Raw genomic sequence first — 19,575 nt, forward strand, 5'->3', positions numbered from 1 at the left:
ATTGGTTGCGTGTCCAGTCCTGTTTCGTTCCATATGCGACCAAAATTAATCTACACGCCATCGTCACAACGTTTAATAGAACGGTAACCGTGATTGGCGTCGCACTTCAGCCTGCTTTAGGCAGACCGATACCGCATTGCCCTTCCCCACTTTTCATTTCCCATGACGTCCTCCGCACCGGCGCGTCCACGCGCCCTGAGTCTTCAATTCAAACTGCTGGGCGCGCTGTCGCTCGGCTTGGTCATCATCGTGCTGGCGGCCCTGGCCGGGCTGGGATCGGCCTGGCGGAACCTGTCGGCCGAGGTGCCGGTCGAGGTCGCCCGCAAAGCGCAGGCCGAGCTGCTGCAGCGCGAGTTCCGGCTGCAGGTGCAGGAGTGGAAGAACGTGTTGATCCGCGGCGCCGATGAAGCGCTGCGCGAGCGCCACCTGGCGGCGTTCGATGCGGAAGGACGCCGCATTGAAGCCCTCGCCGGCACGCTGGCGACCAGCCGCGATGAACAGACACGCACGCTGGCCAACCGGTTCCTGGCCGAGCACCGCGCATTGGAGGCCCGCTACCGCGGCGCGCTGGAGGCGTTCGCGGCCAGTGGCTATGACACCCAGGCCGGCGACGCGCTGGTGCGCGGCGCCGACCGCGCCGTGGGCGCCACGCTGGATGCCTTGGCCGCGCGCGCCAGCGAACGAGCCGAGTACGAGACCGGTGCAACGGCCGAGCGCGCCCGCGCCGCGCTGGTCGCCTCGGCCATGGTCACGGCGCTGGCGGCGCTGGTGCTGCTGGCCGTGCTCACCCTGTGGCTGCGGCGCGCGGTGATCGCCCCGGTGGTCGCGGTCGAAGCCGCAGCCCGCGCGGTGGCACGCGGCGATCTGGAGCATGTGGTGGTGGTGCGCAGCGGCGATGAGATCGGTCGCCTTGGCACCGCGATGCGCGAGGTTACCCAGACCCTGAAGGGCGTGCTGGCCGCGCAGGCGACGATGGCGCAGCGCCACGACGCCGGTGAGATCAGCTACCGCATGGACGCCACGGCATTCCCGGGCGGCTATGGGCAGATGGTCAGCGACACCAACACCCTGGTCGCCAACCACATCCAGGTGAAGCTGCGGGCGATCGAGATCATGGGCCACTACGCGGTCGGTGATCTATCGGTGGACATGGAACGCCTGCCCGGCGAGAAGGCGGTGATCACCCAGGCGCTGGATACCGCCAAGGCCAACCTCGGTGCCATCAATGCCGAGATCAAACGATTGGCGGCGGCAGCGGCCGTGGGCGATTTCAGCCAGCGCGGCGATGAGGCACGCTACCAGCACGACTTCGGCGAGATGGTCGGCGGGCTCAACCGCCTGATGCAGACCACCGAGCAGGATCTGGGCGAAGTGTCGCGCGTGCTGCAGGCGATCGCCGGAGGTGATCTGAGCGCGCGCATGCACGGCGACTTCCACGGGGTGTTCGCGCGCATGCGAGATGACATGGCGCGTACCACCGGTCAGCTGACCACCATCGTTGGCGACATCAAGCACGCCGCGCAGTCGATCCAGACCGCCGCCGGCGAGATCGCCGCGGGCAACAGCGACCTGTCGCGCCGCACCGAACAGCAGGCCGCCAACCTGGAAGAAACCGCCGCCTCGATGGAGGAACTCACCTCCACCGTGCGCCAGAACGCCGAGCATGCGCGCCAGGCCAACCAGCTTTCGATCAACGCCGCCTCGGTCGCTTCGCAAGGCGGTGAGGTGGTCGGCCAGGTGGTCACCACGATGGGGGCGATCCAGGCCTCGTCGCGGCAGATCGCCGAGATCATCACCGTCATCGACGGCATCGCGTTCCAGACGAACATCCTTGCGCTCAACGCTGCGGTGGAAGCGGCGCGCGCCGGCGAGCAGGGCCGCGGCTTTGCGGTGGTCGCCAGCGAAGTGCGCACGCTGGCGCAGCGCTCGGCCAGCGCGGCCAAGGAGATCAAGGGGCTGATCGATCAATCCGTCACCGATGTCGACAGCGGCGCCGCACTGGTGCAGCAGGCCGGGCAGACCATGGGCGAGATCGTCGGCAGTGTGCAGCGCGTCACCCACATCATGGCCGACATCGCAGCCGCCTCGCAGGAACAGTCCGCCGGGATCGAGCAGGTCAACCAGACCGTGGTGCAGATGGACGAGACCACGCAGCAGAACGCAGCGCTGGTGGAAGAAGCTTCGGCGGCGGCGCGCAGCATGGAAGACCAGGCGCTGGCCCTGAACGCGGCGGTGGATGTGTTCGTGCTGGATGCCGGGCGCGGTGCGGTGACCGGATTGGCGCGCGCGGCGTGATGCAGCCGTAGTGCCGGCCGCTGGCCGGCAACCGCACGCAGTGGGCATCGCGAGGGAGCCGGCCAGCGGCCGGTACTACCGGACGTAAGGGGTACCCACCATGGCCTCGGCCAGGTGATCGAGGAAGGAGCTGATCCGCGCCGAGACCGCCGTGTTGCGGTAGTACACGGCGTGGATCGGCTGGCGGACCTCCACGGTGATATCCGGCAGCACCTGCACCAGGGCGCCGGCTTCGCGGTCACGGTGGGTCATGAAATCAGACAGGCTGACGATCCCGACCCCTTCCAGCGCCAGCCGGCGCAGTGTTTCGCCGCTGGAGACCGCCACCGCCGGGCGCACGTGCAGCAGCGCGTCGGTCGCGCCGGGCAGCGGCCAGTGGTTGAGCGAGTCAGGCTCGTTGAAGCCGAGCAGGGTGTGCTCGGTCAGTGCCGCCACGTCGCGCGGGGTGCCGTGCTGCTCCAGATACGCCGGGCTGGCCATCACGCGCAGCCGGCTGTGGGCCAGCGGCCGCGCATGCAGGGTGGAATCGGCCAATGGCCCGATACGGATGGCCACATCGGTGCGCCGCTCCAGCAGATCGATGTAGCGCTCGCTGCTGTTGAGCTCCAGCGCCACTTCGGGATAGCGCGCGCGGTAGCTGGCCACCAGCGGGGCGATCACGTGCAGGACGAACGGCATCGCCGCATCCACGCGCAGGCGCCCGGCCGGTCGCTGACGGCGTGCGGCGATCTGCTCTTCGGCCGCTTCCACCGAGGCCACGATCGCGCGGGCCTGGGCCAGGAAAGCGTCGCCCTCCTCGGTCAGCTGCAGGCGACGGGTCGTCCGCGTGAGCAGGGTGGTGCCGAGCTTTTCTTCCAGCCGACCCAGCGCGCGGCTGACCCCGGAGGTGGTCTGGCCCAGCTGTTCGGCGGCGGCGGTGATCGACCCGCTGTCGATCACGGCGATGAAGGCCTGCATCTCATCGAGGGTGGTTTTCATGGCGGCGGCCCGGCGGAGAGGCTCCATTATTGACCATGGAGCAACAGTGATTGGCGTGAAGGCCGCTTTTTCCGCAAGAGTGCGGCGCGCAGACTGCGCAGCCTCACTCCCCACCGGTATCCGTCCATGTCCCGTGGTATCCCTTTGGCCTTGTTGGCGCTGACGCTGGGTGCGTACGCCATCGGCACGACTGAATTCGTCATCGTCGGCCTGATTCCGACGATCGCCGCCGACCTCGGCGTCACCCTGCCCTCGGCCGGCCTGCTGGTGTCGCTGTACGCACTGGGCGTGGCGGTCGGTGCCCCGGTCCTCACCGCGCTGACCGGCCGGGTGCCGCGCAAGACCCTGCTGGTCGCGCTGATGCTGCTGTTCACGCTTGGCAACGTGATCGCCTGGATGGCGCCGGGTTATGGCTCGCTGATCGTCGCGCGCGTGCTCACCGGCCTGGCGCACGGCGTGTTCTTCTCGATCGGCTCGATCATCGCCACCTCGGTCGTGCCCAAGGAGAAAGCAGCCAGCGCGATCGCGATCATGTTCACCGGCCTCACCGTGGCCCTGGTCACCGGCGTGCCGCTGGGCACCTTCATCGGCCAGCACCTGGGCTGGCGTGCGACCTTCCTCGCGGTGGCCGCGCTGGGCGTGATCGCGCTGATCGGCAGCCTGCTGTTCGTGCCGCGCAACCTGCAGCGCAGCGCGCCGGCGACCTTCGGCCAGCAGCTGTCGGTGCTGGCGCAGCCGCGCCTGCTGCTGGTGTATGCGATCACCGCGCTCGGCTACGGCGGCACCTTCCTGTCGTTCACCTACCTGGCGTCGATCCTGCAGGACGTCACCGGTTTCTTGGCCAATGCGGTCAGCGGCGTGCTGCTGGTCTATGGCGTGTCGGTGGCGATCGGCAACCTGTGGGGCGGCCGCCTGGCCGACCGCCGCGGTCCGATCCCGGCACTGAAGCTGATCTTCGCCCTGCTCGCGGCCGTGCTGTTCGTGCTTACCTTCACCGCCTACAACACTTGGCTGGTGCTGCTGACCGTGCTGGCGCTGGGCGCGGTGGCGTTCGGCAACGTGCCGGGGCTGCAGGTGTATGTGGTCAAGCAGGCACAGCGTTTCGCTCCGCAGGCCGCCGATGTGGCCTCGGGCCTGAACATCGCCGCCTTCAACGTCGGCATCGCGCTCGGTGCTTCACTGGGTGGCCTGGTGGTCGATCACTTCGGCCTGATGCACACCCCGTGGCTGGGCGCGCTGGTGGTGATGGGCGCCTTCGGCCTGACCGCGTTGAGCGGCCGCCTGGACCGCCGCGATGGGGTGGCCGACCGCGCCGAAGGCATCGCCGTGAGTGCGCATTGAGGGATTCCGGTCGCGGACCCGTGACAGCAGCCGACCAACGGTCGGCTCTACCGTCGCTTTACGGTGCACGGCGTAGCCTGCACCTCACCCCATGAAGGAGTTTCCATGAGCATTCCCGCATTCGGTCTCGGCACGTTCCGCCTGAAAGGCCAGACCGTCATCGATTCGGTGCGCAACGCGCTGGACGTCGGCTACCGCGCCATCGATACCGCGCAGATCTACGAGAACGAGGCCGAGGTCGGCCAGGCCATCGCCGAATCCGGCGTGGCCCGCGATGAGCTGTTCATCACCACCAAGATCTGGATCGCCAACTTCCACCACGACGCGCTGCTGGACAGCCTGCGCGAGAGCCTGCGCAAGCTGCGCACCGACCATGTCGAGCTGACCCTGATCCACTGGCCGTCGCCGAAGGATGCCGTGCCGATGGCCGAGTATCTGGGTGCATTGGCCGAGGCGAAGTCGCAGGGCCTGACCCGGCAGATCGGCATCTCCAACTTCACCATCGCCCAGACCCGCCAGGCCATCGAGATCCTGGGGGCCGGGGCGATTGCCACCAACCAGATCGAAGTCCACCCTTACCTGCAGAACCGCGCGTTGATCGCGTTCCTGAAGGGCCAGGGCATCCATGTCACCGCATACATGAGCCTGGCCTACGGCGAAGTACTCAAGGACCCGGTCATCCAGGCCATCGCCGAGCGTCACCAGGCCACCCCGGCCCAGGTCGCGCTGGCGTGGGCGTTGCAGCAGGGCTTTGCGGTGATTCCGTCCTCGACCAAGCGCGACAACCTGGCCGGCAACCTGCTCGCGGCCGACCTGCGTTTGAGCAATGAGGACATGGCGCAGATCGCCACGCTGGATCGCGGGCATCGCCTGGCCAATCCGGAAGCGATCGCGCCAGCCTGGGATTGATCGGCAGGGTCCGAGGGTTGGTCGGGCGTGGGTGGTGCGTGCCGACCAACGGTCGGCACCTACCGGAAGAGCCAGCGCCTGATCAACGACGTGGGCATCATCGGGAAGCGCCGGCCGCTGGCCGGTATCACCGCAACCAGTCCCGCATTGCGGCGCTGACCTCGTCCGGCTTCTCCATCGGGGCCAGATGGCCACAATCGGGCAGCACCACCAGGGTTGAATCCGGCACCAGCGCATGCATCTCCTCGCTGATCGCCAGCGGGGTGATGCGGTCGTTCGCACCACACACGATCAACAGGGGATCGCGGTACCCGGCCAGCACGTCGTGGCCATCCACCCGATCCAGGGCGCTCTGGCGCAGGAACACCTCCGCACCCAGCCGCGCGGTCATGTCGCGTACGCGCTGCACCAGCACATCGTCTTCCAGCCGCGAGGCGTCGATGTAGCTGCGCATCAACGTGTCGCCGAAGCCGTGGAATTTCCCGGGCAGGCGTACGCTGGCCCGCTGGGTCTGGCGTTGCCTGGCACGCTCGGGCGAGTCGGCATGGATCGAGGTATCGATCAGGGCCAGCCGCAGAACGCGTTCCGGCGCGGTGCGCAGGATCGCCTGCGCCACGAACCCACCCAGCGAGAAACCGGCCAGGGCGAAACGCGCCGGTGCCTGGGCCAGCACGTCATCGACCACCGCCTGCATCGTCTCGCCACGGGTCTGGTCGCCGACGATGCAGTCGGCGATATCGGACAGGTCGGCAATCTGCGCACGCCAGAGTTCAGCGTCATTGAGCAGGCCGGGGAGCAGCAGCAGGGGGAGGCGATCGGTCATGCCGTATTGTCGCTCCGCCAACGTGCACACGTCGTACCGCGATCGGCTCAGTGCGTTGCAGGATCGGGCGCCTGCGGCACCTGCACGTCCTGCACGTCCTGCACGGGCAGGGTCACCACCATCACCGTGGAATCGTCCGGGTCCAGTCGCGTCTTGAAGCCCAGGCTCTGGCACATCGCCAGCATGGTGCTGTTTTCGCGCAGCACCTGGCCTTCAATGATGTTCAGGCCGAGCCACTGGGCGTACTCGATCATGATCGCCATCAGCCGCCAGCCGATGCCATGGCCCTTGAGGTCGGAGCGGATCAGGATGCCGTACTCGCCACGATCATAGTCCGCATCGGCGTGCAGCCGCACCGCGCCGAGCATGTCGCCGCTGCGCGGGTCGATGGCGACCAGGGCGATGGAGCGCGCGTAGTCGAGCTGGGTCAGGCGTGCGATGAACTCGTGGCTGAAATGCTTCACCGACTGGAAGAAGCGCAGGCGCAGGTCGTCGTCGGTCACGCGGGCGAAGAACGCGCGGAACAGCGCGTCATCCTCGGGGCGGACCGGACGTACGAACGCCGGCGCGCCGTCGGACAGGGTGATGGTGCGCTCCCACTCCTTCGGGTAGGGGAACACCGCGAAGCGCGGATGACCGCGGCCCTTGTGCAGTTTGCGCGAGGGTTCGATCGCCACGCGCGCATCGAGTGCGATCACGCCGTCGCGGTCAGCCAGCAGCGGATTGATGTCGAGCGTGCGGATCTCGGGGATGTCGGCGGCGAGCTGCGCGAGCTTGACCAGGATCAGCGCGACTGCACGTTCGTCGGCGGCCGGGACATCGCGGTACGCCTTGAGGATGCGTGAGACCCGCGTGCGGCCGATCAGTTCATGCGACAGGCGCAGGTCCAGCGGCGGCAGGGCGATCGCCTTGTCGTCGATCACTTCGACCGCGGTGCCGCCGCGACCGAACACGATCACCGGGCCGAACGTCGGGTCATCGGCGATGCCGGCAATCAGCTCGCGGGCCTTGGGCCGCACGATGGTCGGCTGCACCAGCACGCCATCGATGCGCGCATCGGGTCGCTTCTCGTGCGCGCGCGCGATGATCGAGGTGGCCGCCGCATGCACCGACTGCAGGGTGCTGAGGTTCAAGCGCACCCCGTCCACATCGGATTTGTGCGGAATATCGGCCGAGAACACCTTGATCGCGACCGTGGCGCCCTGCTCCAGCAGCGGCTGGGCCAGGTCCATCGCCTCGTGCGCATCCCGCGCCTGCATCACCGGTGCGGACGGAATGCCATAGGCGCTCAGCAGCTGGTGGGTAGCGATCGGGTCCAACCACTGCTGGCCGGCGGCAAGCGCAGCCTCCACCAGCGCGCGGGCGCCGGCGGTATCGACCACGAAATCCTCGGGCAGGCTGGGCGGGGTTTCCATCAACGCGGCCTGCGCGTCACGGTAGCGCACCAGATGCTGGAAGCCGCGCACGGCCTCGGCTTCGGTCGGGTAGGTCGGCACACGTGCGGCATTGAGCGTGGCGGTGGCGCGGTCATCGTTGCCCAGCCACACCGCGAACACCGGCTTGTCGCGGTGATGGCGCGGGCGCAGGCCCAGCGTACGGGTCAGCGCCTGCGCGGCATCGGCCGAGGAGGTGAACGCGGTCGGCACGTTGACCACCAGGACCGCGTCGTTCTCGGTATCGGACATCAGCGCTTCGATCGCCGCAGCGTAGCGGTCGCCGTCGGCATCGACCACGATGTCGACCGGATTGCTGCGCGACCAGCCCTGCGGCAGCACCGCATCGAGCTGGGCAACAGTGGCCGGCGACAGCTCGGCCAGGCTGCCGCGCAGGGCCAGCAGCTGATCCACCGCCAGCCGCCCTACCCCGCCGCCGTTGCTCAGGATCGCCAGCCGGCGCCCGGGGAAGGTGCCGAGCCGGCCCAGCGTTTCGGCCGCGGTGAACAGTTCGTCCAGCGCGCTGACGCGCAGCAGGCCGGCGCGGTTGAACGCCGCGCCATACACCGCATCGGCACTGGCCAGCGCCTGTACGTGGGTATCGGCATCGGGATTGATGCGGATATGACGGCCGGACTTGACCACCACCACCGGCTTGGCACGCGCCGCGGCGCGCGCGGCCGACATGAACTTGCGCGCGTCACGGATGTGCTCGACGTAGAGCAGGATCGCGCGGGTGCGGTAATCGGTGGCGAAGTAGTCGAGCAGATCGCCGAAGTCGACATCGAGGGTGTCACCCAGCGAGACCACGGCGGAAAAACCGACCGAGCGTGCCACGCCCCACTCCACCAGGGCCGCGGCGATCGCGCTGGATTCGGAGATCAGGGCCAGATCGCCGGCCTGCGGGAAATGCGCGGTGATGCTGGCGTTCAAGCGCGCGTGCGGGGCGATCACGCCCAGGCAGTGCGGACCGAGTATGCGCAGGCCCTTGGGCCGTGCCGCCGCTTCCACCTGTGCGGCCAGCGAGCCCGGGCCTTCGCCCAGGTTGGCAGTGAGGATAATCGCCGCGCTGACGCCGCGCTCGGCGGCGGTGGCCACCACCTGCGGCACGATGCTGGCCGGGGCGGTGATCACCACCAGCTCGGGCACCCAATCCAGGTCCTTGAGCCGCTTCACGGTGCGGATGCCGTCGATCTCGCTGTACCGTGGGTTGATCCAGGCGACCTTGCCGGGGAAGCCGGTGCCGCGCAGGTTGCGCATCACCGCCCGGCCGGCGGAACGTTCACGCGGGCTGCCGCCGATCACGGCGACCGACTGCGGGCGGAAGACGGCTTGCAGGTGGTAGGTGCTCATGCGACCAGACAGTAACAGGGACGGGGGTGGTTATTAACCACCCCCGTCCCTGTTAAAGCAGGGTGCCGCGCAGGATCATCGCGGCGATGCTGAAGTAGATGACCAGGCCGGTGACGTCCACCAGCGTGGCCACGAACGGGGCCGAGGCGCTGGCCGGGTCGAAGCCCAGGCGCTTGAGGATGAAGGGCAGCATCGAGCCGGACAGCGAGCCGAAGGTGACGATGCCGACCAGTGCTGCGCCGATGGTCAGGGCCAGCAGCTGCCAATGGTCGCCGTAGTCGTGCAGGCCCAGCAGCTGCCAGGAGACGATGCGGATGATCGCCAGCACGCCCAGGATCGCGCCCAGGGTGATGCCGGTCGGCACCTCGCGCAGGGCCACCTTCCACCAGTCGCGCAGGCGCAGCTCGCGCAGGGCCAGGCTGCGGATCAGCAGCGAGGTCGCCTGCGAGCCGGAGTTGCCGCCCGAGCTCATGATCAGCGGAATGAACAGCGTCAGCACCACCGCGCGCGCCAGCTCGTCTTCGTAGTGCTGCATCGCGCTGGCGGTCAGCATCTCGCCCAGGAACAGCACGCTCAGCCAGCCGGCACGCTTGCGCAGCATCTCGAAGAAGCCGATCTGCATGTACGGTTTTTCCAGTGCTTCCATGCCGCCGAACTTGTGCACGTCCTCGGTGGATTCTTCGATCAGGGCATCGAGGATGTCGTCCACCGTGACGATGCCCAGCACATGGTGCTGCGCATCCACCACCGGGATCGCGAGCAGGTCGTGGCGGCGGATCAGCTGCGCGACTTCTTCCTGGTCCAGCTGCACATCCACCGTCACCGGCGGATTGACCTGGGCGACGTCGAGGATGGGCTCCTCGGGCAGCCCGGTGATCAACCGGCGCATGGTGACGACCTGCACCAGCGCACGGGTATGCGGGTCCAGCACGTAGATCGCGTAGACGGTCTCGCGGGTGCGCTCCACCTCGCGGATGTGCTGCAGGGTGCGGCCCACCGTCCAGTCCGAGGGCACGCTGACGAACTCGGTGGTCATCAGGGCGCCGGCGGTGTGGGCCGGGTAGCTGAGCAGCTGCTGGATCGCCTTGCGGGCCTCGGGGCTGAGCAGCGGGATCAGGCGCGCGCGCTCGTCCTCGTCCAGCTCGTGGACGATGTCGGTGGCGCGGTCATCGGCCATCAGGCCGAGCAGGGCGGCGGCGCGGGCGACCGGCATGGCCGCCACCAGATCGCCACCGCGGTTGAGCTCGGGCTGCTCGAGCATCTTCACCGCGCGCGGCAACGGCAGCGCGGCCAGCGTATCGGCGGCGCGCGACAGGCTCAGCGTGTTGAGGAATTCCACCGCATCGGCGGTGTTGAAATTATCGAGGGGTGCGCTCAAGGAGGCGGCATCGGCCACCGGGCGCAGCAGGTCTTTCTGGTTCATCGTATTCGCCTGTGGGTATCGCATTGCGCGACGCCAACGCTGGCGAACCGACCCGTGTCAGGCGGTCGCCATCGCTGGCGTCGAGCAAGGTCGACTTCTACTGTCGCTGGACATGGGTTGGGGACTCCGGATGGGTTTACTGCCGACGGCGGACGCCAGCAGCGGCGGGCAGTCTGGACCCGGGTGTGACGCAGGTCAACCCTTGGGGAGCGCGCCGTTCGGGTAACAGTGGCCTTCGGCCGGCATCGCGGCCGCATAATGGCGTGTGGCCCCGGCCACGGGCCCCGGCTGCCCCGGGGAGGCTTTCCACCCGCACGGCACACGATCCCATGAGCAGGTTCTCCCATGCATAGCGGCGCGCTCGAGCTGGCCCTGGTGCTGCTGCTGGCCGCGGTGATCGCGGTGCCGGTGTTCAAGAAGCTCGGCCTGGGCGCGGTGCTCGGCTACCTCGCCGCCGGCGTGGTGCTCGGCCCCGATGGGCTGGGCTTCGTGCAGGACGCCGACCGCATCCTCAGCGCCGCCGAGATCGGCGTGGTGATGCTGCTGTTCGTGATCGGCCTGGAGTTGTCCCCCGCCCGCCTGAAGGTGATGCGCCGCTCGGTGTTCGGGGCCGGCGCGCTGCAGGTGGCGCTCAGCGCCCTCGTGCTCGGCAGCCTGCTGATGCTCGATCATTTCCAGTGGAAGAGTGCGTTGATCGTCGGCATCGCGCTGGCGCTGTCCTCCACGGCGGTCGGCCTGCAGCTGCTGTCCGAGCACAAGGCGATCAACAGCGATTACGGGCGGCTCGGGTTTGCGATCCTGCTGTTCCAGGATCTGATCGCGATCCCGTTGCTGGCCGCGATTCCGCTGCTCGGCGGTGCGCGCAACGACACCCTGCAGTGGAACGACGTGGCGATCGCGATCGGCGCGCTGGCCGTGGTGATCCTGTGCGGCCGGCCGGTGCTGCGCCGGTTGTTCAACATCATCGCGCGTACACGCAGCCCCGAAGTATTCACCGCCACTGCGCTGCTGGTGGTGCTGGGCACCGCGTGGTTCATGCAGGAGGCCGGCCTGAGCCCCAGCCTCGGCGCGTTCCTGGCCGGCGTGCTGTTGTCCGATTCGGAATTCCGGCACGAACTGGAATCGCAGATCGAGCCGTTCAAGGGCCTGCTGCTCGGCCTGTTCTTCATCGCGGTGGGCATGGGCATCGACCTGGACCGCATCATCGCCGAGCCGATGATGATCGCCGCCGGCGTGGCGATCCTGCTGGTGGTGAAGTTCGGCCTGCTGTTCGGGATCGGCAAGCTGGCCAAGCTGCGTACCCGCCATGCGGTACTGCTGGGCAGCGTGCTGTGGCTGGGCGGCGAGTTCGCCTTCGTGGTGTTCAACGAGGCGCAGCGCGCGCATCTGCTGGGCAGCGCCAACCATGATCGGCTGGTGGCGATCGTGGGTCTGTCGATGGCGATCACACCGCTGCTGATGATCGTCCTGATCCGCCTGCTGGGTCGCGACGAGGGACCCAAGGCCCCCGTCCAGCCTGCTGACAAGGTCGACATCAACGATGTACAGCCGCAAGTGATGATCGCCGGCATGGGCCGCTTCGGCCAGGTGGTGGCGCGCCTGCTGACCGCGCAGAAGATTCCCTTCGTGGCGCTGGAGTCGAACCCGGACACGGTCTCGGACCTGCGCCGGTTCGGCAACAAACTCTATTACGGCGACCCGACCCGACCGGAGATGCTGCGCGCCGCAGGTGGCGAACACATCCGCGTGTACGTGGTCACGCTGGATGATCCGGACGCCAACATGCGGGCCACGCGGCTGATCCGGCGCATGTATCCGGATGCGGTGGTGCTGGTGCGCGCACGCAACCGCCAGCATGCGTGGCGGCTGATGGACATGTCCGCCGAGCCGTTCCGCGAGGTGTTCGGCACCAGCCTGGAACTGAGCGAACGGATGCTGATCGCGCTGGGCATGTCGGTGGAGACCGCACGCAGCCATGTGCAGCGCTTCCGCGAGCACGACGAAAAACTCCTGCGCGATCAGTACCTGGTCTACGACGACGAAGCGGCGGTGATCCAGACCTCGCGCGATGCGCGTGCGGACCTGATGCATCTGTTCGAGGCGGATGCGGAGAGTGATGGGAAGGGCGCGGACGACCGTCCGCAGCATTGATGAACCTGCGGATGCACCGTCGCGTGCATCATTGATCCGCTGCCGGCCAGCGGCCGGCACTACCCGCCGCGGAGTCAGCCGTTATCGCGCAGGAACCGGGCCATCGAGGAGACGCCCGGCACCAGCGGTTCGAATTCGCCAGCGACGTCGATGAAGCCGCGCATCACCGCGATCTCGCGCGGGCTGCGGTTGAGCGCGTCGCGTACATCCGGATCGGCACCGGCACGCAGCAGGCGCTGCACCAGCAGCGGCAGGCCGTGCAGCGCCGCCAGATGCAGTGGACCGAAGCCGCGCGGATCACGCACGTCCAGCGAGACCTCTTCGTCCAGCAGACGCTCCACCGCAGCGAGCACGATCTGCTCGTCGCAGGCGGTGCCCGGCTCGGCGCGTGCGCCGAGCAGCAGCAGCAACGGCGTGACCGAGCCGGCGGCGGCCTGGTCCGGTTCGGCACCGGCCAGCAGCAGGGTGTCGAGCAGGGCGAGCAGACGCGCACGGTCCCGCGCGCTGAAGCCGTACAGCGCCGCGCAGTGCAGCGGACCCAGTTGCTGGGCATCGCCGGCGTGCACGTTGGCACCGGCGGTGAGCAGGCGCGAGACGATGTCCGGCAGGCCCAGCGCGGAGGCCAGCATCAGCACGGTGACGCCGCCCGGCAGGCGGTATTCGAGTTCGGCACCGGCATCGAGCAGCGCCGAGACGATATCCACCTGGCGCATGCTGACTGCCGCCGAAAGCGGCGTGGCGCCACTGGCGGCGGCATGCTGCGGGTTGGCACCGCGGGTCAGCAGCAGATCCACCACGGCCAGGTGACCGCCACCAGCGGCGCGCAGCAGCGCGGTGCAGCCCTGGGCGTCGACGGCATCGACCCCGAACCCCAGGTCGATCAGGCGACGCACGGCATCGGCATCGCCGGCCATCGCAGCGGCCGGCAGGTCACCGTCGCGCAGCGCGCGGCGCGGCAACGGCCACACCCGCCAGTCCAGCCAGTCGGCGAGGTCGCGGCGGCCGATCGACAATGCCACGCCCAGCGGGGTCTGGCCGTCGGCGGCGCGGGCTTCGGGTGAGGCGCCCTGCTGCACCAGCAGTTTGATCGAGCCTTCGCGCGCGAGCGCCGTGGCCAGATGCAGGGCGGTCATGCCATGGCTGTCGCGCGCTTCGCGGTCCACGCCCAGCGTCAGCAGGGCCTGCTGCAGGCGCAGCCAGCCCAGGCGGACGGCCAGCGAGAGCGGCGGGTCGCCCGCCGGCGACGGCGCGAACGGGTCGGCGCCGCGTTCCAGCAGTTCGAGTGCAAGCTGCTCCAGGCCACGCGAGGCGTGGTCATGCTGGGCGCAGGCGCTCAGCAGGCGCGCCAGGCCACCGCGACCGGCCGGGGAGAGGCCGCGGCGCAGCAGCACCTGCAGGGCCGGCACCGCATCGATGCCGCGCGCCAGCAGCGCGAACATCGGGGTATCCCCGCAGGCATCGAGCACTTCCGGGGCCGCGCCATGCGCCAGCAGCCAGTCCAGCGCCTGCGGGTCCAGGGCCAGTTCGGCATCGTGCAGCAGCGCACCGAGTTCTTCGGGCGCGCACAGGCGGGCCAGGGCCGCCATGCCCTCGACGTTGCCGAAGCTCAGTGCTTCGCGCAGCAGTTCCAGTGGCGGGCGGTCCGGCAGCGACGCAGGAGCCGCATCGCTGTCACCGGACATCACCAGCCCATCGCTGACCGCCGAGGGCAGCGGATAGGACGGATCCAGCAGCGACACGATGGCCCAGCGCCCGGCACCGGCGGCGATGTCCACCGCGCGTCGGCCCTGCGGATCGGCCACGTCGGCGGCGATGCCCAGGTCGCGCAGGCGGCGCACCAGCAGCGGCGAGACGTTGTCGGCCATGCAGGCCAGCAGCACGGCGTTGCGGCCTTCGCCATCCACCGCATTGAGGTCGGGATGGTGCGGCAGCAGGTGTTCGACCACGCCGGCCCGGCCACCACGCGCGGCCTCCAGCCACGGCGTGCGCGCCAGTGCATCGCGTGCTTCCAGGTTGGCGCCGGCGGCCAGCAGCACGTCGATGATGTCGACATGGCCGGCCAGCGCGGCTTCGTGCAGCGCACTGCGGCGCTGGCGGTCGCGCGCATCGGCGCGGGCCTTGTGCTTGAGCAGCAGCTGCACACCGGCCGGGTCGTCTTCTTCAGTGCCGGCCGCGGCCAGCAGCACGGGCGTGCCCTCGGCCGGCTCGGTCTTGGCCCCGCGTTCGAGCAGGAACTTGGCCAGCCGCCAGTTGCCGACCTGGCAGGCCACGGCCAGCGGCGACCAGCCGTCGTCATTGAGCGCGTCCACTTCGGCGGCGGCATCACGCAGCAGCGCGGCGACACCGGGATCGGAACTGCGCGCCGCGTGATGCAGCGGCGTGTTGCCCTCGCTGTCCACCGCGCGCGGGTCGGCGCCATTGGCGAGCAGGGTCATCACCGCCTCGGGGCGACCGTGCCAACTGTCGCGGGTAGCAGCCAGCAGCGGGGTCATGCCACGGTGCGGGGCATTGACGCCCACGCCGCGCGCGATCAGTTCGCGCAGCAGGCGCAGGTCGGGCAGCACCGCGGCCAGCACGGCCAGGCTGCGCTGGTCGCGCCAGGCTGGATCGGGCAGCCCGTGCGGGTCGGCGCCGGCCTGCAGCAACTGCAGGGCACGGTCGACCCGGCCGCTGCGCGCCGCGTCATACAGCGCCGGCTGCTGTTCGTGCAGGCTGATCGATTCCAGCGGTTTGGGCTCGGCGTACGCGTCGGCGAACAGATCATCGCGGTCACCGCGGGTCTCGGCCGGTACCGGTGCGCTCAGGGTCGATGCGGGGGCAATCGCCTGCAGCAGCACGTGCGCCAGCGGGGACAGCAGTACCACTGCAGCGGCGATCGGCCAGTGCAGCGCCGCCGAAACCAGGCCCGGCCACGCCGGCAGCACCACCAGCGCGCACACCAGCACCACCAGCGCAGCAACGGCCAGCCCGCGCCAGGCGGTCAGGTCGCGTCCGGCCAGGGTCTGCCAGTGACGGGCCAGGCTGCCTTCGCTGCGTTCCACGTCATTCCACAGCGGCCAGGTCCGCCAGACCCCGAGCAGCGCGGCGCTGACTGCCACGCTCACGCCGAGCACGGCGGCCAGGCTGCCGCTGTCGTGCAGGGCACTCAGCGGCCAGGCCACCAGCAGGGTCAGCAGCAGCGGGCCCAGCCCCCACAGCGCCAGCAGCGCAGGCGCATCCTGACGGACCACCTGCGGCAGCGGCTGCAGCGAGCGGGTGCGGCGCCACCACGAGACCGCCAGCGCGAACGCCGGCTGGGCCAATGCGGCGCACACGGCACCGGGCACGCCGCCGATGGCCGCAGCCAGGGCCAGCAGCGCACCGAGGGCGGCAGCAGATGCGACGGCGCGGGGGCGTTGGGATTCAATCATTGCGTCGCGGGAACCTGACCGGCGCCAACGGAGGCGGCGGCAACTGCAGATGGAATCCACGCTTGGTCAGGTTCTGGCGCACTTGTGCGGCATCGACCTGGGCGAGGCGACGGTCGGGAGTCAGGGCCACTTCGAGAACGAACTGGAACGGCGCCAGCGAGGCCTTTACCGCGTCAGGGATGACCGAGAAGTCATCACGAACGGCGAGATAGACGAAGCTGTCCTGCTTGCGTTGGCTTTTATAGACGTAGGCTTGCATGCCGCAGGGCGTTGCCCAGGGTAGTGAATGACAATGATTGTGGAGGAAAGCCGGCACAGGTGAAAGCCACGTGCACTGTCTACCGTCGGTTTTCCGTCACGCGACAGCATCAGGTTCATCAATGTCGTGATGTCGTTCAGCTGGGCGCCGCTGCAGTCTGCCGATGCCGCTGTGATGAATGCGTCGCTGCGGCGATGCCGCCGGTACCTGCGTTGGCCGCTGCATGGACCACCGCCCCGGCAGGGACGGTGGTCCGGGGGCTCACTTCACCTTGGCGTAGGTGCCCTTCAGCGCCACGCCGGCCAGGATCGCGCCCGCGTAGCATTCGTAGCTGGTGGTGCTCTTGAACTCGTTCTTCTTGTAGTAGCTGACGATGTCGACCACGGCATTGGCACCGCGCGACTTTGCCCCATCCTGCAGCGCGCGCAGCGCCGACAGCGCCACCCAGCGGCAGGCTTCGGCATCGCTCTTGTTGGCGGCGTTGGTCTTCTTGTTGGTCACGTCCTCGCCCAGGCGTTCCACTACGCTGACCTTTTCACCGGCCAGATAGAACTTCACGCTGCCGTCGATGCCCACGTTGCGGGCTTCAGCGGAATTGACCAGCTCATGCAGCGACTGCTCGACACGGGTTTCGCGGGCTTGGGCGGTACTGGCCAGGGCGAGCAGCGCGGTGGCGGCGATCAGGGCAAAACGACGCATTCAACTTTCTCCTTGTTGGGGGGATGCGAGGGGTCTACGGAACGGCCGGCCCGCGACGCGGGCCGGAAACTGCGGTCAATCCTGCCAGCGGCGGAAGATCAACGAGGTGTTGATGCCGCCGAAGGCGAAGTTGTTGCTCATGACGTAGTCGGTCTGCAGGGCACGGCCGTCGCCATGGATGTAATCCAGCACGCCGCATCGGGGATCGACCTCGTGCAGGTTCAGGGTGGGGGCGAACCAGCCCTCGCGCATCATCTCGATGCTCAGCCAGGCCTCGAACGCGCCACAGGCACCGAGCATGTGACCCACATAACTCTTGAGCGAGCTGATCGGCACGCCGGGGCCGAACACCTGGTGGGTGGCCTGGGTTTCGGCGATGTCGCCGTGCTCGGTGGCGGTGCCGTGCGCGTTGACGTAACCGATCCGGTCGGCAGCCAGGTCGGCATCCTCCAGCGCCAGCCGCATGGCCTGCGCCATGGTTCCGGCGCTGGGCTGGGTGACGTGCTGGCCGTCGCTGTTGGTGCCGTAGCCGACCACTTCGGCCAGGATCGTGGCGCCGCGGGCCTGGGCATGCTCCAGCTCTTCCAGGATCAGCGTGCAGGCGCCCTCGCCCAGCACCAGGCCGTCGCGGTGCGCATCGAACGGACTGGGCGTGGTCTGCGGCGCATCGTTGCGCACGCTGGTGGCGAACAGGGTGTCGAACACGGCGGCGGCGGTGGCGTCGAGCTGCTCGGCACCGCCGGTGACCATCACGGTCTGCTTGCCGCTGCGGATCGCTTCATAGCCCGAGCCCACGCCCTGGCTGCCCGAGGTGCAGGCGCTGGAGGTGGTGTAGACCCGCCCGGACAAGCCGAAGAACACGCCGATGTTCACCGGCGAGGTGTGGCTCATCATTTTCAGGTAGGTGGTGGCGCTGATGCCTTCGGTGGTGTGCTCATGCAGCATCCGGCCGAACTCGGCGGTAGCCTCGTGGCTGCCCGAGGACGAGCCATAGGCCACGCCGGCCATGCCACTGCGCAGCACCGGATGGCCGAGCAGGCCGGCCGCCTCCAGCGCCAGCTCGGTGGCGCGCACCGACATCACCGCGACCTTGCCCATGCTGCGGGTGGTCTTGCGGTTGTAGTTGGCGGGCAGTTCGAAATCTTCCGCCGGTGCGGCCAGCCGCGTGTTGAGGCCATCGAAGACCTCCCACTCGGGGATGTAGCGCACCGCATTGGTCCTGGCCTGCAGGCGCGCACGGATGCTCGCCCAGTCCTGCCCGAGCGGGCTGATGGCAGGCGCGCCGGTGACCACCACGCGACGATCGGGGCGGGCCATCAGACCATCCCTCCGTTCACCGAGATCACCTGGCGGGTGATGTAGCCGGCCGATTCGGAGAGCAGGAACGAGACCGCGGCAGCGACCTCCTCCGGCTGGCCCAGGCGGTTGGCCGGGATCAGCTTGAGCGCGTGCTCGACCACTTCTTCATTGACCATCTCGGTCTCGATCAGCCCGGGGGCCACGCAGTTGACCGTGATCGCGCGGCTGGCCAGCTCCAGCGCCAGCGCCTTGGTGGCGCCGATGATGCCGGCCTTGGCCGCGCTGTAGTTGGTCTGGCCGCGGTTGCCGACCAGGCCGGAGACCGAGGACAAGGTGACGATGCGGCCAGGCTTGCGCCGGCGCACCAGCGGCATCACCAGCGGGTGCAGCACGTTGTAGAAGCTGTCCAGGTTGGTGTGGATGACCGCATCCCAATCCTCGGCCGGCATCGCCGGGAAGGCGCCATCGCGGGCGATGCCGGCATTGCAGACCACCCCGTAATACGTGCCGTGCGCTTCGATGTCCGCTTCCAGCGCGGTACGCGCGGCATCGCGGTCGCTGACGTCGAACATGAGCACCCGGGCCTGTCGGCCCAGCGCCTGGATCTCGGCCACCACGGCCTGTGCTTCCTCGATGCGGCTGCGGCAATGCACCACCACATCGAAGCCGTCGCGCGCGCAACGCAGCGCCACGGCACGGCCGATGCCCCGGCTGGCGCCGGTCACCAGCACGGTCAGATTCCCTGTCATGCCTCTCCACTCTCCAGATAGGCCATCGCGTCCGTGGGTTCAAACACGGAGACGTTGGCAACCGCCATTTCGATATCGCCCGCCAGGATCCGGCAGGCGAACATGCCCAGGCCATTCTCGCCCAACAACTCGCAGTTCGCCTCCACCCGCAGGCAGCTGCCGGCGGCAAAGAACGGCTGGTGGGCGGTGTACCGGCGGGTGCCAAGCAGGAAGCCGATCGACGGCGCGCGGCCGGCGTGGCGTGCGCGGCACCCGGCCCAGGCGGCGATCGCCTGCGCCATGTACTCCACCCCGACCCAGGCGGGCACGCCATCAGGCGTGCAGAACAGCCCCTGCGCAGGCACGTCCACCTCAACGGCGATGGACTCGTCCTGCCAGGCCACCACGCGGTGGATCAGGCGCATGCTGTCGCGGTGCGGCAGCACCGCATCGATGTCATCGGGCAGCGGCATG

Annotated in this window: 14 protein-coding genes; 4 read left to right on the top strand and 10 right to left on the bottom strand. The window is 68.8% G+C overall.

Annotation, left to right across the window (positions count from 1 at the left end; translation table 11 throughout):
- The first annotated feature begins 162 nt into the window (after positions 1 to 162).
- Entirely contained in the window at positions 163 to 2,295 is a 2,133-nt protein-coding gene (locus C0R07_RS08680) for a methyl-accepting chemotaxis protein (protein WP_102788680.1), read from the top strand.
- Positions 2,296 to 2,370: 75 nt separating this feature from the next.
- Here the strand turns inward: C0R07_RS08680 and C0R07_RS08685 are convergent, their stop codons facing one another.
- Entirely contained in the window at positions 2,371 to 3,273 is a 903-nt protein-coding gene (locus C0R07_RS08685; RefSeq protein WP_102788681.1) for a LysR family transcriptional regulator, read from the bottom strand.
- A 126-nt stretch (positions 3,274 to 3,399) separates the two neighbouring features.
- Between C0R07_RS08685 and C0R07_RS08690 the strand changes: the two genes are divergently transcribed.
- Both C0R07_RS08690 and dkgB read left to right on the top strand, forming a co-directional pair.
- Positions 3,400 to 4,614 (top strand): MFS transporter, encoded by a 1,215-nt coding sequence (locus tag C0R07_RS08690; RefSeq protein WP_102788682.1) that lies wholly within the window; start codon positions 3,400 to 3,402, stop codon positions 4,612 to 4,614.
- A 105-nt stretch (positions 4,615 to 4,719) separates the two neighbouring features.
- Entirely contained in the window at positions 4,720 to 5,523 is an 804-nt protein-coding gene (gene dkgB, locus C0R07_RS08695) for a 2,5-didehydrogluconate reductase DkgB (RefSeq protein ID WP_102788683.1), read from the top strand.
- A 127-nt stretch (positions 5,524 to 5,650) separates the two neighbouring features.
- On the opposite strand, the gene C0R07_RS08700 is transcribed toward dkgB, so the two are convergent.
- Genes C0R07_RS08700 through mgtE form a run of 3 tightly spaced genes read right to left on the bottom strand, consistent with a single transcriptional unit; the run spans position 5,651 to position 10,555 of the window.
- Positions 5,651 to 6,346: an alpha/beta fold hydrolase gene (locus tag C0R07_RS08700; RefSeq protein WP_102788684.1), complete on the bottom strand. Its 696-nt coding sequence runs from the start codon at positions 6,344 to 6,346 to the stop codon at positions 5,651 to 5,653.
- A 47-nt stretch (positions 6,347 to 6,393) separates the two neighbouring features.
- A complete protein-coding gene (locus C0R07_RS08705) occupies positions 6,394 to 9,132 on the bottom strand; it encodes a bifunctional acetate--CoA ligase family protein/GNAT family N-acetyltransferase (RefSeq protein ID WP_102788685.1) in 2,739 nt (912 codons plus the stop codon).
- Between the two features lie 52 nt (positions 9,133 to 9,184).
- On the bottom strand, positions 9,185 to 10,555 hold the full coding sequence (mgtE, locus tag C0R07_RS08710) for a magnesium transporter (RefSeq protein WP_019185477.1): 1,371 nt from the start codon (positions 10,553 to 10,555) through the stop codon (positions 9,185 to 9,187).
- A gap of 345 nt (positions 10,556 to 10,900) precedes the next feature.
- Here mgtE and C0R07_RS08720 point away from each other — a divergent pair, with 345 nt between their 5' ends.
- Positions 10,901 to 12,706, top strand: coding sequence for a monovalent cation:proton antiporter-2 (CPA2) family protein (locus C0R07_RS08720; protein WP_070426201.1), 1,806 nt, complete (start codon positions 10,901 to 10,903; stop codon positions 12,704 to 12,706).
- Positions 12,707 to 12,780: 74 nt separating this feature from the next.
- Here the strand turns inward: C0R07_RS08720 and C0R07_RS08725 are convergent, their stop codons facing one another.
- From C0R07_RS08725 to C0R07_RS08750, 6 genes are all read right to left on the bottom strand, one after another.
- Entirely contained in the window at positions 12,781 to 16,116 is a 3,336-nt protein-coding gene (locus tag C0R07_RS08725) for an ankyrin repeat domain-containing protein (RefSeq protein ID WP_102788686.1), read from the bottom strand.
- Positions 16,109 to 16,375, bottom strand: a complete 267-nt coding sequence (locus C0R07_RS08730; protein ID WP_102788687.1) for a YcgL domain-containing protein — start codon at positions 16,373 to 16,375, stop codon at positions 16,109 to 16,111. The genes C0R07_RS08725 and C0R07_RS08730 overlap by 8 nt, the downstream gene beginning before the upstream one ends.
- Positions 16,376 to 16,636: 261 nt before the next feature.
- Complete coding sequence (locus C0R07_RS08735) at positions 16,637 to 17,074, bottom strand: excinuclease ATPase subunit (protein WP_070426203.1); 438 nt, start codon at positions 17,072 to 17,074, stop codon at positions 16,637 to 16,639.
- Positions 17,075 to 17,149: 75 nt separating this feature from the next.
- A complete protein-coding gene (locus C0R07_RS08740) occupies positions 17,150 to 18,391 on the bottom strand; it encodes a beta-ketoacyl-ACP synthase (protein WP_102788688.1) in 1,242 nt (413 codons plus the stop codon).
- Positions 18,391 to 19,122, bottom strand: a complete 732-nt coding sequence (gene fabG, locus C0R07_RS08745; RefSeq protein WP_070426205.1) for a 3-oxoacyl-ACP reductase FabG — start codon at positions 19,120 to 19,122, stop codon at positions 18,391 to 18,393. The genes C0R07_RS08740 and fabG overlap by 1 nt, the downstream gene beginning before the upstream one ends.
- Entirely contained in the window at positions 19,119 to 19,574 is a 456-nt protein-coding gene (locus tag C0R07_RS08750; RefSeq protein WP_026070143.1) for a dehydratase, read from the bottom strand. The genes fabG and C0R07_RS08750 overlap by 4 nt, the downstream gene beginning before the upstream one ends.
- Position 19,575 lies beyond the last annotated feature (1 nt).

It is taken from the genome of Stenotrophomonas bentonitica (assembly GCF_002887735.1).
Lineage (GTDB): Bacteria > Pseudomonadota > Gammaproteobacteria > Xanthomonadales > Xanthomonadaceae > Stenotrophomonas > Stenotrophomonas bentonitica_A.